The following is a 6,042-nucleotide window of genomic DNA, read 5'->3' as shown; positions in this document are numbered from 1 at the left end:
TTTAGAATTTCTTAGGCGGCGTCTTTTGGCGCCTTAGAAATTCTCTTCACACTTCCATGGTAAGTGAAATGTTACCTCCGTTCCACAGTTCATCCCCTCGCTTGAAATCGTTACTACTTCCTCATGATTAAAATAAAGGGATAATCTCTCCATGACATTATTAAGCCCAATGCCATTCGAGTCCTTATTTCCCTTTTTCTCTCTTGTTTTTCTTTTATTAAGTTGTTTCACCAGTTCTTCTTCCATTCCAACACCATTATCAAATACACTGACGCAAATCTCTTCTCCATTTAAATAGACCGACAACACTATTTTGCCTTCCCACTCAATATCGCGTAATCCATATTGGAAGCTATTCTCGACAATAGGCTGTAAAATCATACTTGGAACTTCTATCTCAGTTAATCTATTATCGATGTGTTTCTCATAATGTATTGCTCCAGAATATCTCACATTTAAAATATAAATATAATGGTCAACCAGTTCGATTTCCTCATGAAGGGCTACCACCTCATGATTCTTCTTAATACTATAACGAAAGAATTCTGCTACGTTTTGAACATATTCACAGGTGGATTCCGCACCTTCAAACATTGCAAGTTGGGCACCAGCATTTAATGTATTAAATAAAAAGTGTGGGTTAATCTGAGCTTGAAGATATTTTAATTGAGCATCTTTTAGATGTGATTCCATTCGTAACTCTCGCTCTTTTAAATTTCGTTCATTTTCTACGCTTTCCTTCAGCCTCGTAATATAATCACGAATGCTTATCACCATCTGATCAAACGCTTTGGTCACAACTCCTACCTCATCATGACTACTAACTTCAACTACCTCCACATCAAAATTTCCCTCTGCAACTTGGTTTGCTGTTTTAGCCAGTATTTTCAGTGGTCTGGTAATCGTTTGCGTTAGAATTAGAATGACGATGATGTTAGCAGATGCACTGGACATGATTAAAAATGTACTCAAACGTTCTAATGATCGTATCGAATTTGATAGGGCTAAATAATTCACAGAATTATTTTTAAACAGTCCATTATTTAAACTATAAATATATGTACTAATATAGGAATAGGATGCCGTTGCATTCTCATACCTAACTTTATATTTCTCAACATTTCGCCCACGCTTAGCCTCTATTGTTTGATTTGTTAACAACAAATAATGCTCTGACATCTTTTTAATATTACGTTCCATGAGTTTTAACTTATCAGAAGATTTTTCAGCCTTTAATGTCTTAATCGCATTTCTGTAGCTTTGCTCATGTTTATAATACTCTTCCATCGCATCCGTTGTCTTTGTATTGAGAAACTTCGTCATACTAGTTTGAACATTCGTAAGCTCCTCTTCTAACTCATTCAAATTAATATTGCTAACATAGATAGAATCCAATCGATTGATAAAATAGTTGATATTCACATACATATATGCATTCATACCAAAGACCAGAACAATCGTCGCAGCAAAGGCTAACATTAGCTTTACTTGTAACGATATCCCAACAAACTCATTCTTCCTTCCCATCTCCTCCTCCTACCATAAATTCTTTCAAATTATCTGCAGTAATTAGTGTGGTATCTACCGTATAATATTCATTGGTATGTCCAGTTATCTGATATTCTTTCATAGCTTCAATTAGGTAGCGTCCGATTTGATCCGTATTAACTTTTATCGTCGAGTAGATAACATTTCTTTCCACTGCTTTTATAATGACATCAGAATTATAATACCCTAAGATATTAACATCACCCACCTTATTGTAATCTACAACTGCCTGATAAGCGCATGTGGTATTTAATTCATTAAGGCAAATCAATATGTCTGGAATGCTCCCTTCTTTTACAAAGATATCTCGGATGGATTCTTCCGCTGCAAAAGCGTTATCTTCTTCTATCTTAATCGAACTCATATGAATAGAATTCTCCGCATTTGTTACAGTCTTCATTGTTTCATAAATACTAGCATATAGTATGTTTTGTCCCCAATCCTCTTTGTTTGACATTAAAACAAGAACATTACATTTCTCTTTGTTTGCAAGTTCTAACACCTGCTTACCATACATCTTTCCAAGGTTATAATTGTTAACTCCAACATAACTCAGTCGATTACTTGCGGTATTATCCCCTAATACAGTAATAACCGGGATACCCTGTGCCACTGCTTCATCAATAAGACTTGTTAATGAGGCGCTTTCATCCGCCTCTAAAAAGATGCCATCAACTTTAGAAGCTATTGCTATCTGCATAAGTTCTTCTTTTGAAAATGTACTTGCTAACTCGTCTCCCATAAATTCTACCAAGGCATTTTCTTCTTCTCCAGCTGCTTTAGCACTTTGATAAACCGACTTCCAGAAAGAAGAGGACTGGTCTCCAACAATCATAACATAATAGGAATCGTATTCTTTAGCAGTAAGAACATCCATTTGCCTAACTACATTTTCTATTTGATTTTTAAAAACGAGCATAGTTGTAATTGCCGCTGTAAGCATAAATAAAACTGACATTACACATATGATTAAGCGTATTGGTATCTTCCTTCGTTTAATGATTCTTCTCATCTCCATCACTTTTATTTTTCAAAGCTCCTATGGTATGAAACCTTGAGTAATTTTTGTGCACTTGCTATGCAAGACACCGGTATAATATCTAACATCCTAACGACACTATATCATATTTTGTGTATTATTTCCATTTTTTGTTTTTCTAATGGAAACCTTCTTAAAACAAGAAAAGTACATGAAAAGTATATTATATAAAACTTACCTTATGAACAAGAAAGAGAATAATTCACATAATTCTCCTTACACGAATAAGAAAATCATATATTTTCTTCTATAAAAAAGGTAGCAAGTAAAGTCCCTTATAACCTTACCTACTACCTTTTCTATTTTCGAGTCAAAGCGGATATTCTCATCAATTACGCTACTTGCTGATAACTTCATTGCCACTACGCTGGATGAGGTAAATTACGTTTGACCACTTATTTTAGGATATCTTTCACTGCCTCTTTCGGAATAACAAAATCTTTACTTCCTTCAGAACCTGGCGCAATTTCATAATCATCAAAATGAATTACAATATCCTGTGAATCATTGAAATAAAAGCTTTGATTTTCATCTATCTTAAAGTCATCTATGTCAATATCACCATCAAATAGATATATATCTGTTCCATTTTTTATATTCTCTTTCATCTGTCGTTTCACTTCTTCGCTAATGACACTGATATAATCACTGGATTCAAGGAATAAGTCTTTTAATTGAATCACTTCACCAGTTGACTTATCAATATGATAGAAAAGCGTATGTTGACTACTAGAAGCCTCTGCCTCAAACACGTCAATACCAAGTGAAAACCAATGATCATTATTTAATATTACATGATACGTAACATCCATACTTTGATGAATGTTCTCATTCACCTTGATATCTGATTCAAATTTTGATATTAAACTTTCGACATAACCTTTGATTTCTTGATTTATCTCCGTAATAGATTCTGACTCATCCATACCATAATAAACAATCTTTGGTATGTCCACTTTCGCATAGTAATCATCGGTAGCATTTTCATAGTGACGGAATGTTACTACTTCAAACAAACCTCCTATACCCGGTATCTTACTCATCGCTTCCGCAATTGTCGCACTACTATTTAACAGTAGTAAGATACAAAGACATGCCGCTGCAAATACTGTAACGCTACCCTGTAACCAACTTCTTCTTCTTTTTCTTGTTTTTACTTCGTGAATGGTATCTTTTAATCTTTCAGCCGCATCCATTGGAATCTCTAATTGATGATATGCTTTTTTTAATGCTAGCAAGTGACGATTATCCTCTAATCTTTCTTCCATTAGGGGAGCTCCATCTAAATTGTTATTCATTCACACTACTCCTATCTTCTTTATTTTCCAATTCTTTTTTAAGTTTACGAAGTCCGCGATATAGTTTTGACTTAACTGTACTTAAATTCATATCAAGTACCTTACTGATATCCTCCAGTTTATAATCTTCAAAAAAGCGCATCATAACAATGCTTCTCTCTGGTTCCTCTAAACTTGAGACTAAATCTTTCATATAAATTTGTTCGAAATTTTCCACGTAAGGGATAGATTCATCAAGTTCATATATTACGCTCTTTTTATTATTCATCATTTTTATTGCTGTATTGATTACAATCTTACATATCCATGTATCTGCATACTCTATATGTTTTAAAGAATTGCTGTATTTTATTGCTTTGTATGCGCTCTCCTGAACGATGTCCATGGCATCATTCGGATTAGAACAATAACTATAAGCAACCCGGTAATACTTTTTGTAATTTGAAATCAACAATGCCTGAACACACCGTTCTTCTCTTGTTTCTTTTACCGACATATGTCTGTTCCTTATCCCTTCAAATTTATAGCTATATATCATTAGACCAAAAGAAAATAAAAAAAGTTTCATTCTGATTTTGCTCAAATGAAAACTTTTTTTATTCCATTCTATTTTATTAAAATAGTCACACTTAAAAACATACCGCCATAGGCTACACAAACAACCAGTGTGAAGTTTTAGAATTTCTTAGGTGGCGTCTTTTGACACCTGGAAATTCTCTTCACACTTCATACTTCTCTCCTTCCTAATTCCAGGCACCCTAAGATACCCTGGTTATCATTTAATGTTGGAGCAACAATATAATTTTCTAGATCTCGCACTTCTCTAGTATCAATATAACCGTTCATTATCTTTTTAAATTCTTCTCTGATAAGCGGATAAAGTTGTTTTTGTTGCATTACTCCTCCACCCAAGACGATTTTGTTTGGAGAAAACATGCAAGTATAGTTATAAAGTGCCTGTGCTATATAGTAAGCTTCTAGCTTCCACACGTTATTACAAGCGCTTAACTCATCTGCACTCTTTCCATAACGTTTTCCGATGGCTGGTCCTGACGCTAATCCTTCAAAACAATTTTTGTGATAAGGACAAATTCCCTCAAACGTTTCCTCTTCATGTCTCACAACGAGGATATGTCCAGCCTCCGGGTGTAACATTCCGTGTAGTAATTGTCCATTGATAAAGACTCCAACCCCTACCCCAGTTCCAATCGTTATATAGATGCTAACATCTAAACCTTTTGTGATTCCATATGTAGCTTCTCCTAATGCGGATGCATTAACGTCAGTATCAAAACCAATTGGTACATTGAGTTCCCGTTTTAAATTTCCTACGATATCGAAGTTTCTCCAAGATAACTTCGGAGTGGAGGTAATATAACCGTACTGAGAAGATGCTCTATTTAAATCTACAGGACCAAAGCATCCAACACCGATTGCTTCAATCTTAGCTGCTTTAAAAAACTCTATAATTTTAGGAACCGTAATTTCAGGGGTTTTTGTTGGAATACTGATTCGCTCTATGATATTGCCGTTTTCATCTCCGATCGCGCATACCATCTTTGTACCGCCTGCCTCTAGTGCACCTATCTTCATACTAAATCTCCTCACTGTTCTGATTAATTATGGAATCATTAACAATATTTATTATCAACAACATAAAATCTATGAATTGTATCAAGTTATGGTAACATTATAGCATAAAACTCTATGAAATCAAATAAATAGAATTTTACGTTTCGCAAACTTTCCCCTACCATGACAAAAATTATACATTGCAATCAATCTTAAGAAAAGTTATACTAGAAGTTACAACCTTTCTACTTTAAACATAAAAAACAGGAAAACCGCGTATAACATAAGATTTAGTTATATCTTATGAAAAAGACTTGGTCTCCCGCTTTTCAATTCTATTTTAGATAAACAAAAAACTATTTATTCATCCTTATTTGTGATGGAGTCGTATAATTCTTTTGTCTTATCAATAACCCCGTTTGTAAACTTTTCAACCTTTTTACCAGCTTTTTGGCTGTTATAATAGACATCCTTTCCAAAGGAATTCGTAGCATTCTCGATGCGATCGCATTTTTCTTTGGGTACACCTATTTTTTCTCCTGCTTTGCCAATCAACTCGCCACTTTTCTTTGCAGTGACACCACC

At 34.3% G+C, this 6,042-nt stretch carries 6 protein-coding genes; all 6 read right to left on the bottom strand.

What is annotated here, in order from left to right:
* Nucleotides 1–33 precede the first annotated feature (33 nt).
* On the bottom strand, nt 34–1,527 hold the full coding sequence (locus tag RTP52_RS16775; RefSeq protein WP_312372619.1) for a sensor histidine kinase: 1,494 nt from the start codon (nt 1,525–1,527) through the stop codon (nt 34–36).
* Nucleotides 1,511–2,560, bottom strand: coding sequence for a sugar ABC transporter substrate-binding protein (locus RTP52_RS16770; protein WP_312372618.1), 1,050 nt, complete (start codon nt 2,558–2,560; stop codon nt 1,511–1,513). The genes RTP52_RS16775 and RTP52_RS16770 overlap by 17 nt, the downstream gene beginning before the upstream one ends.
* Before the next feature lie 422 nt (nt 2,561–2,982).
* Entirely contained in the window at nt 2,983–3,885 is a 903-nt protein-coding gene (locus RTP52_RS16765; protein ID WP_312372617.1) for a DUF3298 and DUF4163 domain-containing protein, read from the bottom strand.
* Nucleotides 3,878–4,381, bottom strand: a complete 504-nt coding sequence (locus tag RTP52_RS16760; protein WP_312372615.1) for a sigma-70 family RNA polymerase sigma factor — start codon at nt 4,379–4,381, stop codon at nt 3,878–3,880. The genes RTP52_RS16765 and RTP52_RS16760 overlap by 8 nt, the downstream gene beginning before the upstream one ends.
* A 230-nt stretch (nt 4,382–4,611) precedes the next feature.
* The gene (locus RTP52_RS16755) at nt 4,612–5,478 is read right to left on the bottom strand and encodes an ROK family protein (protein ID WP_312107405.1); all 867 of its coding nucleotides are present in this window, start codon (nt 5,476–5,478) and stop codon (nt 4,612–4,614) included.
* Between the two features lie 339 nt (nt 5,479–5,817).
* Nucleotides 5,818–6,042 (bottom strand): hypothetical protein (locus tag RTP52_RS16750; protein ID WP_312372614.1); only part of this gene is annotated, 225 nt, incomplete at its 5' end.

Source organism: Lachnoclostridium sp. (assembly GCF_031997925.1).
Lineage (GTDB): Bacteria > Bacillota > Clostridia > Lachnospirales > Lachnospiraceae > Lachnoclostridium.
This window is presented reverse-complemented; position numbering and strand designations above follow the sequence as displayed.